The following is a 13,765-nucleotide window of genomic DNA, read 5'->3' as shown; positions in this document are numbered from 1 at the left end:
TGTGATCTGACTCACTATATGAAAGCGGTATTATCAATGCAGCGTGCTGAAATGCAGATTTATAGCAGAATAATAATCTGGGGTGGCATTCAAACCCGCATAAAATCACTGTTTTTCAGACCTGGCGCTATAAATGAAAAAAACCATCAGAACATAAGGAAAAGTAATTACGTGCAGGGTGAATGAAATCTCGGTAATCGTGATTATTTATTCAAATAGATAAAGGCCGTCCAGGGCGATTGATCCAGGTCATCGCCGACAGAGGCTAAAAATGGCAGGCTTGTCCCCTTTCTTCGGGACGGTCTATCAGATTATGCAGTTACAGAAATTAGTCAATATGTTTGGTGGGGATCTTTTGCAGCGCTACGGACAAAAGGTTCACAAACTGACGCTGCACGGCGGCTTTAGCTGTCCGAACCGCGATGGCACCATCGGGCGTGGTGGCTGCACCTTCTGTAACGTGGCCTCGTTTGCTGATGAAGCCCAACAGCATAAATCTATCGCTGAACAGCTCGCCCATCAGGCGAGTCTGGTGAACCGCGCGAAGCAATATCTGGCCTATTTCCAGGCCTACACCAGCACGTGGGCGGAGGTGCAGGTGCTGCGCGCTATGTATCAACAGGCGGTTGCTCAAGCGAACATTGTCGGGCTGTGCGTGGGGACGCGTCCGGACTGCGTGCCGGACGCCGTGCTGGATTTACTTAGTGAGTACAAAGAGAAGGGCTACGAGATCTGGCTGGAGCTGGGCTTGCAGACCGCGCACGACAAAACCCTGCACCGTATCAATCGCGGGCATGATTTTGCTTGCTACCAGCGCACCACGCGTCTCGCCCGCGAGCGTGGATTAAAAGTCTGCTCGCATCTGATTGTCGGCTTGCCGGGAGAAGGGCAGCAGCATGGCCTTGAAACGCTGGAAAAAGTCGTCGAGACCGGCGTGGACGGCATTAAGCTGCACCCGCTGCATATCGTTACGGGAAGCATTATGGCGAAAGCCTGGGAAGCGGGGCGGTTAAGTGGCATCGAACTCGACGACTATACGGTGACGGCGGGGGAGATGATTCGCCACACGCCGCCGGAGATTGTTTACCACCGCATCTCGGCAAGCGCCCGCCGCCCAACGCTTCTGGCACCGCTCTGGTGTGAGAACCGCTGGACGGGGATGCTGGAAATCGACCGCTATCTACAGGAGAACGGCGTACAGGGGTCGGCGCTTGGCCGCCCGTGGGTTCCACCGCTACCGGCGACGGCCGCCTAACAGACTTCCCAGCATGCCGCGCACTATCTGGTTGGTAATCTGACGCGTCGCGCTTTTTGCCATGGTCTGCACCACGCCATCGCGTTTGCCGCCGCGCGGCCCGGTGCTGCCGAACAGAATATCTTTCAGCCCGCCGAGAATACCGTCGTCCACGGCTACAGATTGCCCTTTGGCGGCAGGCGCATCCTGCGATTCGGCAGTCGCCTGCACCCCTTTTTGCAGCATCTCGAATGCGGATTCGCGATCCACCTCGTCTTCATACTTCCCGTACACCGGGGAGTGGTTGATCAGGCCGTTGCGTTCATCGTCCGTTACTGGCCCCATGCGCGAGCAGGGCGCAATCACCATCGCGCGCTCGACAACTGTCGGGCTGCCTTTTGCATCGAGGAACGAAATCAGCGCTTCACCGGTGCCCAGCGCCTGAATGGCGGTTTCGGTATCAAAGGCCGGATTGGCACGCATGGTTTGCGCCGCGGCTTTCACCGCTTTTTGATCTTTCGGCGTAAAGGCGCGCAGGGCGTGCTGCACGCGGTTACCCAGTTGCCCCAGTACGTTGTCCGGAATATCCGACGGGTTTTGCGACACAAACCAGACCCCGACGCCTTTGGAGCGGATCAGGCGGATAACCTGTTCAATTTTATCCAGCAGCACCTGCGGCGCGTCGTTAAACAACAGGTGCGCTTCGTCAAAGAAGAACACCAGTTTGGGTTTTTCCAGATCGCCTGCTTCCGGCAGTTGTTCGTAGAGTTCAGAGAGCATCCACAGCAGGCTGGCGGCGTAGAGCTTCGGCATCTGGTAGAGCTTCTCTGCGCTCAGAATGTTGATGATGCCTTTGCCGCTGCTGTCGGTGCGCATCCAGTCTTTGATATCCAGCATTGGCTCGCCGAAGAAATGCTCGGCGCCCTGTTGCTCCAGCGTCAGGAGCCCGCGCTGAATGGCGCCCACCGAGGCGCTGCTGATATTGCCGTACTGGTTCTGGAAGGATTTGGCGTTATCGCCAATGTACTGGGTGATGGCGCGCAGATCTTTGAAGTCGAGCAGCAGTAAGCCCTGATCGTCGGCGATACGGAAAATAATGTTCAGCACCCCGGACTGCACGTCGTTAAGATTAAGCAGACGGGCCAGCAGCAAAGGGCCGAGGTCGGAGACGGTGGCGCGCACCGGATGCCCTTTTTCGCCGAAGATATCCCAGACCACCACTGGATTACCGTGCGGCGTCCAGTCCGTGATGCCGATATTTTTCAGGCGCTCGAGCAGTTTTTCTGACGCCGTGCCTTCCTGAGCCACCCCGGTTAAATCGCCCTTCACGTCAGCCATAAAAACCGGCACGCCAGCCTCGGACAACGACTCAGCCAGCTTTTGCAGGGTGACGGTTTTTCCCGTCCCGGTCGCGCCGGTGATCAGGCCATGACGGTTCGCCATCGCGGGCAGTAAAAACAGCTCTTTTTCCAGCGTCCTGGCGATTAACAATGGTGTACTCATGATGCACGTCCTCTCGTAGTCCTGGGTGGAGTATAGGCAACCTGACGGCAAAATGTCTGCGTAAATTCCTCACTTTGCGGCGCATTATCCAGTGCGGACTATGCTTTTGCATACGGTAAACAAAATTTTGGGAAACTATGTCCAGATTCTTTTTTAACGACCGCAAACAGCTTGTCAACGATGCCATTGAAGGCATACTTCTCTCCGCGCCGCACGGTAATCTCGTCAAACTGGATATCGATCCGGCCATCCGCGTGGTGGCACGCGGCGACTGGGATAAAAGCCGCGTGGCGGTGATCTCCGGTGGCGGCTCCGGCCATGAACCGGCACATGCCGGGTTCGTCGGTAAAGGCATGCTTACCGCAGCGGTGTGTGGCGATTTGTTCGCCTCCCCAAGCGTGGATGCGGTCCTCAATGCCATTGTGGCGGTGACGGGCGATCGTGGCTGCCTGCTAATTGTGAAAAACTACACCGGCGACCGGCTTAACTTTGGCCTGGCAGCGGAAAAAGCCAAACGCTACGGCCTGAAGGTGGAGATGGTTATCGTCGCGGATGATATTGCCCTGCCGGATAACAAGCAACCGCGTGGTATCGCGGGAACGGCGCTGGTGCATAAGATTGCGGGATATGCGGCAGAGCAGGGGAAATCGCTAAACGACGTGCGGGATATAGCGCAACAGGCCTGCGATAACCTCTGGAGCCTGGGCGTGGCGATGCAAACGTGCAACCTGCCGGGCAGCGATGATGAAGAGGGGCGCATAAAACAAGGCCATGTCGAGCTGGGTTTGGGCATTCACGGCGAGCCGGGGGCATCGGTGGTGGATACGCAAAACAGCAAAGCCATTATCGACACGCTGGTGACGCCGTTACGCGCGCAGGCGGGTGACGGGCGCTTTGCGGTGCTGATCAACAACCTCGGCGGCGTGTCAGCGCTTGAGATGGCTCTGCTCACCAAAGAGCTGGCGCATTCGGCGCTGAAAGAGAACATAGCGTATCTGATTGGCCCGGCGCCGCTGGTGAGTGCGCTGGATATGAAAGGGTTTTCGCTAACGCTGTTAAAGCTCAGCGATTTCTTCGAGAAGGCGATACACGCCGAGGTCGAGACGCTGGGCTGGCAGAAGCCCGTCGCGTTCGCGCCCCTGCGTACCGTCCCCCATAGCGCCCTTCATGACCGCGTGGAATATACCCCATCGGACAATCCGCAGGTGAGCGAGGCCGTCGCTTCGGTAACGAAGACATTGATCCAGCTGGAAAATCGCCTCAACGCGCTGGATGCCAAAGTAGGCGATGGCGATACGGGCTCCACCTTTGCGCAAGGGGCGCGGGATATTGCGCAGCGACTTGAGGAGAACAACCTGCCCCTTAACGACGTGCCGACATTACTCCTGCTGGTGGGGGAGCGGCTGGCTACGGTAATGGGCGGGTCGAGCGGGGTGCTGATGTCGATCTTCTTCACGGCGGCAGGACAAAAGCTTCACGATGGACAGCCGCTACCAGAAGCATTGTTGAGCGGACTGGCGCAGATGAAGCAGTATGGCGGTGCAGATCTCGGGGATCGCACGCTGATCGACGCCCTGCAACCGGCGCTGGAGGCGTTAAGGGATGGCGATCTGCGGACGGCGGCGCAGGCTGCGCAGCAGGGCGCCGAAGCAACGGCAAAAATGGCGAAAACCGGCGCGGGACGCTCGTCGTATGTCAATAAAGAGAACCTGGATGGGGTGATGGATCCGGGAGCGGTCGCGGTGGCAGAAGTACTTAACGTATTGGCGCGGCAGTGAAAGTAGGCCGGGTCAGGCGAAGCCGCCACCCGGCAAACTCACATCAGAAATCCGCTTTCAACACCACGCGGTAGCGGGCTTTGCCGTCGCGCACGTGCTGGATTGCTTCGTTGATTTTTGACATCGGATACAGTTCGGTGGTCGGCGCCACTTTTGTGCGTCCGGCAAACTTCATCAGCTTGCGTAACTCATATGGCGTGCCGGTAGCAGATCCGGATACGCTGCGATCGCCGCCGATCAGGGTAAACGCCGGAACCGGCAGCGGCTTCATCACCGCACCCACGGTGTGGAAGTTACCGCCGTAGGCCAGGGCTTCAAAGTACGGCTGCCAGTCGAGATCGACGTTGACGGTGTTGATGATCAGGTCAAACTGGCCTGCCAGGGCGGTGAGCGCCTCGGGATCGCGACTGTTCACCACTTTATCCGCACCCATCGCCAGCACTTCCTGCTCTTTCGCCGGGTTAGAGCTGAACGCTGTCACTTCACAGCCCATCGCGTGCAGCAGTTTGATGGCAATATGCCCCAGCCCGCCAATACCGATCACGCCCACGCGGCTGGTGGCAGTTACGTGATGCATCAGCAGCGGTTTAAATACGGTGATACCGCCACACAGTAGCGGACCTGCTGATTCAATATCAATGCTGTCCGGCAGCGGGATAACCCATTGCCAGTCGGCGCGTAGTTTATCGGCGAAACCACCCTTGTTCAGGATGGTCGGCGTAGCGCCCTCAAGGCAGTTGATCTGGTTACCGCTAATACAGGCGTCGCAGTGGCCGCAGCTGCGTGCCGTCCAGCCGATACCCACGCGCTGGCCCACTTTCAGCCCTTTGTCCTGCGCGGCGCTGCCGAGCGCAACGACGCGGCCAATGACTTCGTGCCCGGCAACCAGCGGATAGCTGGAAAAGCCCCATTCATTGTCGATCATCGAGAGGTCTGAATGGCAGATCCCGCAGTAATCCACCTGTACTTCGACGTCTTCCGCTTTTAGTTCGCCCGCATCGTACTCGTACAGCTCAAGTTCTGCACCCGCCTGCGGTGCGGCGTAGCTTTTTATCTTCGACATCGCGTTTCCCCTGTTTTGGTGTGAACTGTGAGTGTAGAGCATTCAGTTTACAGACGCTTAACAGAAGACGGCAGGAACAAAACTTACAGACTTTTCAGCATCCTGACTTCGCAGTCCACGTGGCCCGTGCAGCCCAGTGGGGCATCGATATGCTCAAAGCCCAGATGCTCATACAGGCCAATGGCCTCTTTAAGGAAAGCGGTGGTTTCAAGGTAGCAACGTTTAAAGCCCTGTGAGCGTGCATGTTCCAGGGCGACCAGCGCCAGCTTTTTCGCCAGGCCTTGTCCGCGTATCGTTGGCAGGAAATACATTTTCTGGAGTTCACAGATATCCGGCTCGCTGCAGAGCAGGGGGGCAATGCCGCCGCCGCCCACGACCTGGCCGTCCTGCTCGATGACCCAATAGGCATGGCCCGGCTGGCTGTACAGCTGAAAAAGTTCGTCCAGATTTGGGTCGGCCACGGTGTAGCCTTTGTCGGCGGTCAGGCCATATTCGGCCGATACCGTGCGGATAACGGCGGCGATAGCCGGGTTGTCCTGCTCAGTGATCCGACGCATTGTCGTCGCGACGGGGGTAATCACGCTCATAGCATTACTCATGACAAAAATTGACACACAACTGCTGTTAATAGCACCGCAGAAAGGGGAGTGCAAGCGAGGAGTTTTCAGGAAGGATACCCCTTACGCCCTGAAGCGTAAGGGGTAAAAGCATTACAGGGCTGCGATAACCGCCTGCTGCTCGATCAGTTTGGTCTTCGCATCGGCGAAGGCAACCAGACGCTCACGCTCTTTGGCGATGACCGCTTCCGGCGCGCGGGCCACAAAGCCTTCGTTCGCCAGTTTGCTTTCGATTTTGCCGATTTCCACGTCGACTTTCGCCACTTCTTTCGCCAGACGAGCCAGCTCAGCGTCTTTGTCGATCAGGCCCGCCATCGGGATCAACAGCTCCGCGCCGTCGATAATTTTGGTCACGGAAACCGGACCTTTGTCATCGGCAGGCAGCACGGTGATGCTTTCCAGACGCGCCATGGTTTTCAGGAAGGTGTTGTTCTCGGTGACGCGACGAACGGCAGCTTCGCTGCAACCGCGCAGCAGCAGCTCCAGTGGTTTACCCGGAGCGATGTTCATTTCCGCGCGGATGTTACGTACCGCAACGATCGCCTGTTTCAGCCACTCGGTATCCGCAGACGCGGCTTCATCCACTTTCGCGGCATCGAATGCCGGGAACGGCTGGAGCATGATGGTATCGGCGTTTATACCGGCAATTACCTTCACGCGCTGCCAGATGGTTTCGGTGATGAACGGAATGATCGGGTGCGCAAGGCGCAGCAGACCTTCCAGGACGGTAATCAGCGTATTACGCGTACCGCGCAGCTCCGCCTCAGTGCCGCCGTTCATGACCGGCTTCGCCAGCTCCAGATACCAGTCACAGAACTGGTTCCAGGTGAATTCGTACAGGATGCCTGCCGCGATGTCGAAGCGGTAGCTGTCCAGCGCGTCGCGGAACGCTTTCACCGTCTGGTTAAATTCCGCCAGGATCCAGCGGTCTGCCAGAGACAGGGTCATTTCGCCGCCGTTAAATCCGCAATCCTGATCTTCGGTGTTCATCAGCACGAAGCGGCTGGCGTTCCACAGCTTGTTACAGAAGTTACGGTAACCTTCGAGACGCTTCATATCCCAGTTGATGTCACGACCGGTGGAGGCCAGCGCCGCCAGGGTGAAGCGCAGGGCGTCGGTACCGTGAGATTCGATCCCGTTCGGGAACTGCTTCTCGGTACGCTTGCGGATTTTCTCCGCCAGCTGCGGCTGCATCATGTTGCCGGTACGTTTTTCCAGCAGCTCTTCCAGAGAGATACCATCAACCATGTCCAGCGGGTCGATAACGTTACCCTTGGATTTGGACATCTTCTGGCCTTCGTCGTCGCGGATCAGGCCGGTCATGTAAACGGTATGGAACGGAACCTGCGGCTTGCCATCTTCGTCTTTGATGAAGTGCATGGTCATCATGATCATGCGGGCGATCCAGAAGAAGATGATGTCGAAGCCGGAGACCATCACGCTGGTTGGGTGGAACTGACGCAGCGCGTCGGTGTTTTCCGGCCAGCCGAGGGTCGAGAAGGTCCACAGCGCGGAAGAGAACCAGGTATCCAGCACGTCTTCGTCCTGGCGCAGCGCAACGTCAGCGCCCAGGTTGTTTTCCTGACGCACTTCCTCTTCGGTGCGGCCAACGTAGACGTTGCCTTCATTGTCGTACCACGCCGGGATACGGTGACCCCACCACAGCTGACGGGAGATACACCAGTCCTGAATATCGCGCATCCAGGAGAAGTACATGTTTTCGTACTGCTTCGGCACGAACTGAATGCTGCCGTTCTCAACCGCTTCCACAGCCGGTTTCGCCAGCACGTCGGCACGCACGTACCACTGGTCGGTCAGCATTGGCTCGATAACCACGCCGCCACGGTCGCCGTACGGCACGGTCAGATCGTGAGGTTTAATCTCTTCCAGCAGGCCGAGCGCGTCCACGGCGGCTACGACGGCTTTACGCGCGGCAAAGCGCTCCAGCTTCTGGAACTCAGCCGGGATGTCGCTGGAATAAACGTCGGATTCGTTGCCTTTGGTGTCGTACACTTCTGCGCTTTCGCGGATATCGCCGTCGAAGGTCAGAATGTTGATCATCGGAAGTTGATGACGACGACCGACTTCATAGTCGTTAAAGTCGTGCGCCGGGGTAATTTTCACGCAGCCGGTGCCTTTTTCCATGTCGGCGTGTTCGTCGCCCACAACCGGAATACGGCGGTTCACCAGCGGCAGCACCACAAATTTGCCGATCAGATCTTTATAGCGCGGATCTTCCGGGTTAACGGCCACGCCGGTATCGCCCAGCAGGGTTTCCGGACGGGTGGTCGCCACCACCAGGTAATCTTTACCGTCGGCGGTTTTCGCGCCGTCGGCCAGCGGATAGCGGATGTGCCACATGGAGCCTTTAGACTCGCGGTTTTCCACTTCCAGGTCAGAGATGGCGGTACGCAGTTTCGGGTCCCAGTTGACCAGGCGTTTGCCACGGTAAATCAGGTCTTCTTTGTACAGGCGCACGAAGACTTCTTTCACGGCGTTGGACAGGCCTTCATCCATGGTGAAGCGCTCACGCTCCCAGTCCACGGAGTTGCCGAGACGGCGCATCTGACGGGTAATAGTGCCGCCGGATTCCGCTTTCCACTGCCAGATTTTGTCGATAAACGCGTCGCGACCGTAGTCGTGGCGGGTTTTACCCTCTTCAGCGGCAATTTTACGCTCAACCACCATCTGGGTCGCGATACCCGCGTGGTCAGTCCCCGCCTGCCACAGGGTGTTTTTACCCTGCATACGCTGGTAGCGGATCATGGTATCCATGATGGTCTGCTGGAAAGCATGCCCCATATGCAAACTGCCGGTGACGTTCGGCGGCGGGATCATGATGCAGAAGGACTCTTTGCTTTCGTCGCCGTTAGGCTTGAAATAGCCCTGCTGTTCCCAGTGCTCGTAAAGCGGCTGTTCGATATCGCGTGGGTTATATGTCTTTTCCATTATTTCCAGGTTGCCGTATTCAGGTTAAAACCGGCCAGGCGGTACGCTTTGTAGCGTTCGCGCGCCAGCTGTTTCAAAGATTCTTCGTAAGGGACAAAGTCTACCACTTCTGTGAAAGCGGTGGCAAAATCTGCAAAGTCTGTCCGCAGGCTAATGAGAATGTCGCGCGCGCTGCTGTTGCGTTTTTGCGGCCAGGCAATCTCCACCGGTGCCCCGCCGCGTGGACCTTCGCCCGACAGGTTATGCGGAACAAAACTCTCCGGCGGGCGCGCCCATAGCGCTTCATCCAGACGAATCGCCTGCTGCTCATCTTCACAGGCAATCAGGACGCGTTTACCTGCGCGCCAACGTTCTGCGGCAATTTCACACACCAGTTGTTCAACGGCGCTGAGGCCATCCTGATGGGTGTCATTGTCCAGAAGGTAGAACGTTGCATTCTTCATATATGGGGTTTCTTGTCGTGGATTTAAATGCAAAGCCGGGTGGCGCTACGCTTACCCGGCCTACGGTTGAGTGACGTTGTAGGCCGGGTAAGGCGAAGCCGCTACCCGGCGTTTTTCATCACTCGTCGCCGTTAAAACCCGCGCGATTGAGCAGGAACTGCGACAGCAGCGCCACCGGACGTCCGGTCGCGCCTTTGGCTTTACCGGAGCGCCATGCGGTCCCCGCAATGTCCAGGTGCGCCCAGTTGTACTTGCGGGTGAAGCGCGCCAGGAAGCAGCCTGCGGTAATTGCGCCGCCAGGACGACCACCAATGTTCGCCATATCCGCGAAGTTAGACTCCAGCTGTTCCTGGAACTCGTCCCCCAGCGGCAGACGCCACGCGCGGTCGCCAGCCTGTTCGGACGCGCCGATCAGCTCATGCGCCAGCGGATTGTGGTTCGACATCAGGCCGGTGATGTGATGCCCCAGCGCAATCACGCAGGCGCCGGTCAGGGTAGCTACGTCGATAACCGCTTCAGGTTCGAAACGCTCAACGTAGGTCAGCACGTCGCACAGCACCAGACGGCCTTCGGCGTCGGTGTTCAGCACTTCAACGGTCTGGCCGGACATGGTAGTCAGCACATCACCCGGGCGATAAGCGCGGCCGCCAGGCATGTTTTCGCAGCCCGCCAGCACGCCGATCACGTTGATGGGCAACTGAAGTTCCGCGACCATGCGCATGACGCCGTAAACCGCCGCCGCGCCACACATGTCGTACTTCATCTCATCCATGCCTTCTGAAGGCTTGATGGAGATACCGCCGGAGTCGAAGGTCAGCCCTTTGCCAACGAGCACGATCGGACGCGCGTCTTCAGACGGATTGCCTTTGTATTCGATGACCGACATCAGGGATTCGTTCTGGGAGCCGTTACCGACCGCCAGATAAGAGTGCATCCCCAGCTCTTTCATCTGCTGTTCGCCGATAACGCGGGTGATGACGTTCTTGCTGTAGGCGTCAGCCAGCTGGCGCGCCTGTGACGCCAGGTACGCGGCGTTACAGATGTTTGGCGGCATATTGCCAAGATCTTTTGCCGCTTTAATACCGGCAGCAATCGCCAGACCGTGGTGAATGGCGCGCTCGCCGCTGGTCAGCTCGCGACGGGTCGGCACGTTAAAGACCATTTTACGCAGCGGGCGACGCGGCTCGCTTTTGGTGGTCTTCAACTGATCAAAGCTGTAGAGGCTCTCTTTTGCGGTTTCGACGGCCTGGCGTACTTTCCAGTACGTGTTGCGGCCCTTAACGTGCAGCTCCGTGAGGAAGCAGACGGCTTCCATCGAACCAGTATCATTCAGTGTATTAATGGTTTTCTGAATAACCTGCTTGTACTGGCGCTCATCAAGCTCACGTTCTTTACCGCAGCCAATCAGCAGAATACGCTCGGACAGGACGTTTGGAACGTGGTGCAGCAACAGGGTCTGCCCTGGTTTGCCTTCCAGTTCGCCACGGCGCAGCAGGGCGCTGATATAGCCGTCGCTGATTTTATCGAGTTGCTCGGCGATCGGGGAGAGTCGGCGTGGTTCAAAGACGCCCACAACGATGCAGGCACTCCGCTGTTTCTCCGGGCTACCGCTTTTTACACTGAACTCCATGCACTACGCTCCTGAATCTTAAAGACAACGGCGGCGGCTACGGATAGAATTGAAACCTTTCGTAACTCATGTCCGCCGTTGTGGTGACTTCGTGTTAATCTTACGTTACTACGGTTTCGACACGTCAATAAATGTCATGAAGCGCGAATCCGCCGGGTTTTTTAATCTTAGCGATGATTTCGACGACTCAAGAGAATAAATGACGTTTAAGCCATGAAACAAGCTAAATTCCTGCATAAGACGAGTTTTAACGGGCGTATTTAAAGTGATAATCATAAGATATCTGGTTCGGGAGACGCTGAAGAGCCAACTGGCGATCCTCTTTATCCTCCTTCTGATCTTTTTCTGTCAGAAGCTGGTCAGGATCCTCGGCGCGGCAGTTGATGGCGAAATCCCAACGAATCTGGTGCTTTCCCTGCTCGGGCTTGGCGTGCCGGAAATGGCGCAGCTTATCCTGCCGTTAAGCCTGTTCCTTGGTCTGCTGATGACCTTGGGTAAGCTCTATACCGAAAGTGAAATCACCGTGATGCATGCCTGCGGCCTCAGTAAGGCCGTATTGGTAAAGGCAGCCATGGTGCTGGCGCTGTTTACGGGCATTGTTGCCGCGGTTAACGTCATGTGGGCGGGGCCGACCTCGTCCCGTCATCAGGATGAGGTGCTGGCGGAAGCAAAAGCTAACCCGGGGCTGGCGGCGCTGGCGCAGGGGCAGTTCCAGCAGGCGACCGACGGTAACTCCGTGCTGTTTATCGAAAGCGTCGATGGCAGCCGCTTCAATGACGTGTTTCTTGCTCAACTGCGCCCGAAAGGTAACGCTCGCCCTTCTGTGGTAGTGGCGGATTCCGGTCAGCTGGCGCAGCGTAAAGACGGCTCTCAGGTTGTCACGCTGAACAAAGGAACGCGTTTCGAAGGCACGGCTATGCTGCGTGACTTCCGTATCACCGATTTCCAGAACTACCAGGCCATTATTGGTCACCAGGCCGTCGCGCTCGATCCAACGGATACCGAGCAGATGGATATGCGCACCTTAATGAATACTGATACCGATCGTGCGCGTGCTGAACTGCACTGGCGTATCACGCTGGTATTCACCGTATTTATGATGGCGCTGATGGTGGTTCCGTTGAGCGTGGTAAACCCGCGCCAGGGCCGCGTGCTGTCGATGCTGCCAGCGATGCTGCTGTATCTGGTGTTCTTCCTGCTGCAAACCTCAATCAAGTCTAACGGCGGGAAAGGAAAAATTGACCCGATGATCTGGACCTGGGTCGTGAATGGTTTGTATCTGCTGCTGGCAGTCGGACTCAACTTGTGGGACACGGTGCCTGTGCGTCGTCTTCGTGCCCGGTTTACGCGTAAAGGAGCCATCTAATGCAGGCGTTTGGCGTACTTGACCGCTATATCGGTAAAACAATTTTTACCACCATCATGATGACCCTGTTCATGCTGGTGTCGCTCTCGGGCATTATCAAATTTGTCGACCAGCTGAAAAAAGCCGGGCAGGGGAGTTACGACGCGTTGGGCGCCGGGATGTACACCCTGCTCAGCGTACCAAAAGATGTGCAGATCTTCTTCCCGATGGCGGCCCTGCTGGGTGCGCTGCTGGGCCTGGGGATGCTGGCTCAGCGTAGCGAACTGGTGGTGATGCAGGCATCGGGCTTTACCCGTATGCAGGTTGCGCTGTCGGTGATGAAAACCGCGATCCCGCTGGTGCTGCTGACCATGGCGATCGGCGAATGGGTCGCGCCGCAGGGCGAACAGATGGCGCGTAACTACCGTGCTCAGGCGATGTACGGCGGTTCTCTGCTCTCCACGCAGCAGGGATTATGGGCGAAAGATGGCCAGAACTTTGTCTATATCGAACGCGTGAAAGGGGATGACGAGCTGGGTGGCGTGAGTATCTATGCTTTCAATAACGATCGTCGTTTGCAGTCAGTGCGTTATGCCGCCTCTGCTAAATTTGATGCAAACAACAAGCTGTGGCGGTTATCCCAGGTTGATGAATCTGACCTGACTAACCCGAAACAGATCACCGGTTCGCAGACCGTTAGCGGTACCTGGAAAACCGACCTGACGCCGGACAAGCTTGGCGTCGTGGCGCTTGATCCCGATGCGCTCTCCATCAGCGGTCTGCATAACTACGTGAAGTATCTGAAATCGAGCGGGCAGGATGCGGGGCGTTACCAGCTCAACATGTGGAGCAAAATCTTCCAGCCGCTGTCCGTGGCGGTGATGATGCTGATGGCGCTGTCGTTCATCTTTGGACCGCTACGTAGCGTGCCGATGGGGGTTCGCGTGGTAACCGGTATCAGCTTTGGTTTCGTGTTCTACGTCCTCGATCAGATTTTTGGTCCGCTGACGCTGGTGTATGGCATTCCGCCAATTATCGGCGCGCTGTTGCCGAGCGCCAGTTTCTTCCTGATCAGCCTCTGGATGCTGCTAAAACGCTCCTGATAAACCTTCTTCCTCGCTCCCGCTTGCCCGGGGGCGAGGCTAATCTCCTGTTTCACCCCGCACTTTTTCTCACAACCTTCAACGCCTCGCCGTGAATTTG

The 13,765-nt window shown here is 57.1% G+C and carries 10 protein-coding genes; 4 read left to right on the top strand and 6 right to left on the bottom strand.

Annotation, left to right across the window (positions count from 1 at the left end; genetic code table 11):
• Positions 1–313 precede the first annotated feature (313 nt).
• The gene (locus tag L3069_RS20140; protein ID WP_096147825.1) at positions 314–1,255 is read left to right on the top strand and encodes a TIGR01212 family radical SAM protein; all 942 of its coding nucleotides are present in this window, start codon (positions 314–316) and stop codon (positions 1,253–1,255) included.
• Here L3069_RS20140 and L3069_RS20135 read toward each other — a convergent pair.
• On the bottom strand, positions 1,235–2,737 hold the full coding sequence (locus L3069_RS20135; protein WP_038416799.1) for a helicase HerA-like C-terminal domain-containing protein: 1,503 nt from the start codon (positions 2,735–2,737) through the stop codon (positions 1,235–1,237). The genes L3069_RS20140 and L3069_RS20135 overlap by 21 nt on opposite strands.
• A 137-nt stretch (positions 2,738–2,874) precedes the next feature.
• Between L3069_RS20135 and L3069_RS20130 the strand changes: the two genes are divergently transcribed.
• On the top strand, positions 2,875–4,515 hold the full coding sequence (locus L3069_RS20130; RefSeq protein ID WP_236901894.1) for a dihydroxyacetone kinase subunit DhaK: 1,641 nt from the start codon (positions 2,875–2,877) through the stop codon (positions 4,513–4,515).
• 43 nt (positions 4,516–4,558) lie between these two features.
• On the opposite strand, the gene L3069_RS20125 is transcribed toward L3069_RS20130, so the two are convergent.
• The 5 genes from L3069_RS20125 to pepA all read right to left on the bottom strand — a co-directional run bounded on the left by L3069_RS20125 (position 4,559) and on the right by pepA (position 11,217).
• Positions 4,559–5,578 carry an NAD(P)-dependent alcohol dehydrogenase gene (locus L3069_RS20125; RefSeq protein WP_022649538.1) on the bottom strand — a complete coding sequence of 340 codons (1,020 nt, stop codon included), beginning with the start codon at positions 5,576–5,578 and terminating at the stop codon, positions 4,559–4,561.
• Positions 5,579–5,661: 83 nt separating this feature from the next.
• Positions 5,662–6,165, bottom strand: a complete 504-nt coding sequence (locus L3069_RS20120) for a GNAT family N-acetyltransferase (protein WP_003861887.1) — start codon at positions 6,163–6,165, stop codon at positions 5,662–5,664.
• 123 nt (positions 6,166–6,288) lie between these two features.
• Positions 6,289–9,144 carry a valine--tRNA ligase gene (locus L3069_RS20115; protein WP_038416797.1) on the bottom strand — a complete coding sequence of 952 codons (2,856 nt, stop codon included), beginning with the start codon at positions 9,142–9,144 and terminating at the stop codon, positions 6,289–6,291.
• Entirely contained in the window at positions 9,144–9,587 is a 444-nt protein-coding gene (holC, locus tag L3069_RS20110; protein ID WP_003861884.1) for a DNA polymerase III subunit chi, read from the bottom strand. The genes L3069_RS20115 and holC overlap by 1 nt, the downstream gene beginning before the upstream one ends.
• A gap of 118 nt (positions 9,588–9,705) precedes the next feature.
• Positions 9,706–11,217 (bottom strand): leucyl aminopeptidase, encoded by a 1,512-nt coding sequence (gene pepA / locus L3069_RS20105; RefSeq protein WP_038416796.1) that lies wholly within the window; start codon positions 11,215–11,217, stop codon positions 9,706–9,708.
• Positions 11,218–11,482: 265 nt separating this feature from the next.
• On the opposite strand from pepA, the gene lptF reads away from it, so the two are divergent.
• A complete protein-coding gene (gene lptF, locus L3069_RS20100; RefSeq protein WP_023307066.1) occupies positions 11,483–12,583 on the top strand; it encodes an LPS export ABC transporter permease LptF in 1,101 nt (366 codons plus the stop codon).
• Positions 12,583–13,665: an LPS export ABC transporter permease LptG gene (gene lptG / locus L3069_RS20095; protein ID WP_022649534.1), complete on the top strand. Its 1,083-nt coding sequence runs from the start codon at positions 12,583–12,585 to the stop codon at positions 13,663–13,665. Before lptF ends, lptG begins: the two co-directional genes overlap by 1 nt.
• Positions 13,666–13,765: the final 100 nt, after the last annotated feature.

Origin of the sequence: Enterobacter cloacae complex sp. ECL411 (genome assembly GCF_021869665.1) — a bacterium.
GTDB lineage: Bacteria > Pseudomonadota > Gammaproteobacteria > Enterobacterales > Enterobacteriaceae > Enterobacter > Enterobacter intestinihominis.
This window is presented reverse-complemented; position numbering and strand designations above follow the sequence as displayed.